Below are 4,491 nucleotides of genomic sequence, written 5' to 3'. Positions count from 1 at the left end.
GCGCAACCATATCGGGATGGCTCTTAGGGCATTCCTGCGGCTTGAATATCATTGCTTCGTCAACAAAGGAATCTCTTGGTTCAAGGCAAAAATTTCCATTGTCCGCGATGCTGTCAGAGCCTATTTGACGCAGCCGATTTAGGTTCTGGTTAAGCCACCAAGAGTTGTTGTTTAGCCAGAAAGGAGTTCTGCCGAGCCAAACTGCTTTGTGGCCGAGCCGCACTCCTTTCGTACTCGGCAAGATTCCTTTCCGGCTAACCCAAACTCCTTTCTTGGTTAGCCGCAAAGGAGTTTGGCCGAGCCAGAACCTTCTCTTGCTTGGCCAAAAAAGGTTCTGGTTGAGCTACAACAAGTTGTTGCTCGGCCAGAAACGAAGACAAGCAGGTTGCGGACGTGGCCAACCTGCTTGGATTTCTGCCCAGAATGGTGAAGTTTCTTGAGAAGGAACTTTGGCCGAGCAGCACCTGAGGGCTGTTGGTGGCAAAGCTGGTTTTACTCTCCGCCGACCTCTATCTGATGGTTGGCAATGATCTTTTGGGCGATTTGTGTCGGCACCTCTTCGTAATGGGAGAACTTGACCTGGAAGCTGCCCCGCCCGCCAGTCATTGAAGTCAGGTCCAAACTGTAAAGTTGGATTTCTGCCTGCGGTACTTGCGCCCGGATAATCTCGTGCCGGTTGTTAGAATCCATGCCCAGCACCTTGCCTCGGCGTGAATTGAGATCGCCCATCACATCGCCCACATGTTCCTTGTCCACCCGGATTTCCATCTCCATGATTGGCTCCAGCAACACGGGATGCGCCTCCAGCACGGCCTTTTTAAAGGCTAAGGAACCGGCTATTTTGAAGGCCATTTCCGAGGAATCCACGTTGTGATAGGAGCCATCCAGCAGACCAACCTTGAGACCTGAAAAAGGATAGCCCGCAATCACCCCTTTCTCCATGGCCTCGAGAACCCCCTTCTCCACCGCCGGGCGGTACTGCTGGGGAATCACGCCGCCCACGATTTTATCGACAAACTCAAAATGTTCGCCGTTCTTTAATGGCTCTATTTCAATGGTGCAATCGCCGAATTGGCCGCGTCCACCCGATTGCTTCTTGTGCTTACCCTGGGCAGTTGCCTTGCCTTTTAGGGTTTCCCGATAGGGGATCTTGGGTACGGACAACGCCATCTCGACCGAGAACTTGCGCTTAATTTTATCTTTGATGACATCCAGATGCACCTGGCCAACACCAGAGAGCAGCACCTCGTGGGTTTGGGTTTCGCGGGTCAAATGCAGGGTCAGGTCTTCGTCCAGCATTTTGGTGAGGGCCGAGAAAAGCTTTTCCTCGTCCTTCTCGACTTTGGCGGTGACGGCATAGGATATTACCGAAGACAACGGCTCCAGCGGCTCATACAGCACTGGATTAGCCTCTTCACACAGGGTATCGCCCGTGCCCGTATTCTTCAGTTTGGCCACCGCAGCGATCATGCCTGCGCAGACACTCTCGACCTCCTTCTGCTCTTTGCCTTGCATGAGGAACAAATGGCCGAAGTGCTCGTTCTCGCCCTTGGTGGAGTTGTAAAAACTGTCGCCTTTGAGGGTGCCAGAAAGTACGCGGAAGACAGTCAGCCGTCCAGTAAACGTATCAGCGGTGGTTTTGAAGACTTGAGCGGAGAAAGGTGCGTCTGCCAAGCCTCGACGCTGCACCAGCTCCTTGGTTTTGGGATTGGTACCGATCAGCACGGGCCGCTGATCCGGCGAAGGTAAGAAGCTGGTGATCGCATCAAGGATGATAGAGCTGCCTGCGTTGTTGAGCGGGGAACAAGGCAGCACTGGCGCGATTTTGCCTTGCCGCACAGCAGCTGCTAGGCCGTTTTTCAGGGCTTCATCCGACAACTCGCCTTCTTCGAGAAAATGCTCAAGCAGATCATCGTCGGTCTCAGCGACATATTCCATCAAACTCGCCCGTCGAACCGCTGTCTCATCAAGCAATTCCGCAGGCACCTCGGCGATATCCACGGTGCCATCCAAGCGGAAAAGCAAGGCCTGGTTGTTAAGGATGTCAATCACGCCTTGAAAGTCCTTTTCCGCGCCAATCGGCAGATGCAGGACTGCTGGATTCAGTTTGGGAAAGGTTTGCCGGATTTCATCAAAGGTCTCAAGGAAATTGGCTCGCTCCCGATCCATCTTGGTAATGCAGATCAGACAGGGCAACTTGCGTTCCAGGACTAAATCAACAAAACGCTCGGTCTGGCTACGCACTCCCAGTACCCCACCCACGGTGAGCAGCGCGCTGTCAGCCAGGCGCGCGGCAAACTTGGTCTCGTTGACAAAGTTGTCATCGCCCGGCGTGTCGGTCAAAAACAGTTCACAGCCCTGCCAAATCAGATGGCCAAAGGCAGCATTGATCGAGATCTTCCGGCGAATCTCCTCATCTTCAAAGTCCAAGGTAGAACTGCCCTCATCTACCCTGCCCAGTCGCCCGATTGCATCGGCAGTGAAAAGCAGAGCCTCGGCAAGGGTGGTTTTACCGCTGTGGCCGTGTCCAAGGATAACCGTGTTCCTGATCTGCTGAACGTCGCGCATGAATGCCTCCGGTGCCAGGTGCTGGAATTGATTTGTCGGCAGAGGGCTGGCGCGGAAAAGGACTTTCCCTTTTGCGCCGGGAGTGGTAACAACCATCTGTCGGGAGTGTTGAAGTGTATTCTGCTCCTTAATCCCTTTCAAGTCAAGCAAGAAGCAAAAAAGCGGTCAGTCAGAATCGAGAAAATTATGCCAGAAAAAGCAAGCAGTTCAACCGGGAAGATTGCCCGGTCTGCCGGAACGGTAAGCGGGGCGGTGATGTGCAGCCGGGTCTTAGGTTTAATCCGCGAGCAGGTCTTTGCCCATCTGTTCGGGGCAGGCTATGCCTATGATGCCTTTGTGGTGGCCTTTCGCATCCCCAATTTACTCCGGGATTTGTTCGGCGAAGGCGCGTTATCTGCCGCTTTTGTCACTGTGTTCTCGGATTATGACACCAACAAGGGCAGTGCAGCCACTTGGCAACTGGCCTCAAACGTCTTGGTCTTTCTCTCGCTGCTCCTCAGTTTGCTTGTTCTCGTTGGCATGTTGCTGGCCGAGCCTATCGTCCGCCTGCTCGCCCCTGATTTTGCCGCTGTCCTCGGCAAGACCGAACTGACCGCCGTGATGACCCAGATTATGTTCCCCTTCCTCCTCCTGGTGGCCTTAGCCGCAGCAGTCATGGGGATGTTGAACACCAAGGGCAAGTTTTTTGTCCCAGCCATGTCCTCTTCTTTCTTCAATCTCGGCTCCATCATCGGCGGCGTATCCCTGGCCTGGCTCCTGCCAAAGTTTGGTCAAGAGGCCATCATCGGTATGGCCTGGGGAACGTTGCTGGGTGGCCTGCTGCAACTTCTTGTCCAGCTGCCTGCATTGCGTCAGACTGGCTTTCGCTTTCTGCCACACCTTGATCTCCGCGATCCAGGCCTGCGGCGCATCCTCTGGTTGATGTTGCCTGCCACAGTTGGCCTCTCTGCCACCCAGATCAACGTGTTTGTCAACACCAATTTTGCCGCTTCCTGCCAGGAAGGCTCGGTTTCCTGGTTGAATTACGCCTTTCGCCTCGTCCAGCTACCCATCGGGGTCTTTGGCGTGGCTTTTTCCATCGCGGCCATGCCGGTGCTGGCCCGTCATGCTGCGCAAAAAGATTTAGTCGGGCTGCGGCAAACCTTTTCCTCCTCCTTAGTCATGGTGTTCAGCCTGACTATTCCGGCTACGGTCGGCCTGATTCTCCTTGCCGGGCCGATTATCCGCCTGATCTTTGAACATGGAGCCTTCACGGCCAAGGATACCGCCTTTACGGCCCAGGCCTTGATTTGCTACGCCTATGGTCTCTTCGCTTACTCGGCGGTCAAGATCATGGTGCCGGTCTTTTATGCCTTGAATGACACCAAGTACCCGGTGATCAGCTCGTTTCTCGCCGTGGCCGTCAACATCCTCTTCATTACTCTGACCATTGACAGGCTTTCCTTCCAGGCCATTGCCCTGGCCACCTCCTGCTCAATGGTGTTGAACTTCCTTTTTCTCGGTTTTATCCTCTATCGGAAACTGGCTGGCTTCTCGCTCAAGCATTTGGGTAAAGGCACCCTGAAAATCCTGCTGGCCAGTACGGTGATGGCAGGCAGTCTGATCGGGTTGCAAAGGCTACTCCTGCCTCTGCTGGCAGGAAAAATCCTTTTCCAGCTGGTAGGAGTGACCGTGCTCATCGCTAGCACGGCTTTGTTGTATGCCACAACCTTGCATTTCCTCCGGCTCCCGGAGTTTGAGGAGATTACGGGGAAGATTGGCCAGCGATTGAGGAAAAAATAAGAGTCAAGTACCACCGGCAAAGCCGGTGGCTTGAGATTCTGAACCGCTCAAAGCGGTTAAACAACTTGAGCTGCCTGAAGGCAGCCGCTATTCAAACAGGTTGAGCTGCTCAAGACGCTGATCTTCCTGCTCCTGAGCTTG

2 protein-coding genes are annotated in these 4,491 nt (G+C 54.1%); one reads left to right on the top strand and one right to left on the bottom strand.

Annotation, left to right across the window (positions count from 1 at the left end):
• Positions 1 to 492: 492 nt before the first annotated feature.
• Complete coding sequence (fusA, locus tag ACNKIB_RS11105; protein ID WP_417910624.1) at positions 493 to 2,568, bottom strand: elongation factor G; 2,076 nt, start codon at positions 2,566 to 2,568, stop codon at positions 493 to 495.
• Positions 2,569 to 2,754: 186 nt separating this feature from the next.
• Between fusA and murJ the strand changes: the two genes are divergently transcribed.
• On the top strand, positions 2,755 to 4,350 hold the full coding sequence (gene murJ / locus ACNKIB_RS11100; protein ID WP_417910623.1) for a murein biosynthesis integral membrane protein MurJ: 1,596 nt from the start codon (positions 2,755 to 2,757) through the stop codon (positions 4,348 to 4,350).
• The last annotated feature ends 141 nt before the right edge of the window (positions 4,351 to 4,491 follow it).

The organism is Candidatus Electronema sp. PJ (assembly GCF_048287395.1).
Classification (GTDB): Bacteria; Desulfobacterota; Desulfobulbia; order Desulfobulbales; family Desulfobulbaceae; genus Electronema.
Note: the sequence above shows the minus strand (reverse complement) of the source record. Positions and strands in the feature narration are given on the sequence as shown.

Bases quoted from the DNA above. Each gene is read 5' to 3' on its own strand.
- murJ (WP_417910623.1), top strand. From the start codon at position 2,755: ATGCCAGAAAAAGCAAGCAGTTCAACCGGGAAGATTGCCCGGTCTGCC.
- fusA (WP_417910624.1), bottom strand. From the start codon at position 2,568: ATGCGCGACGTTCAGCAGATCAGGAACACGGTTATCCTTGGACACGGC.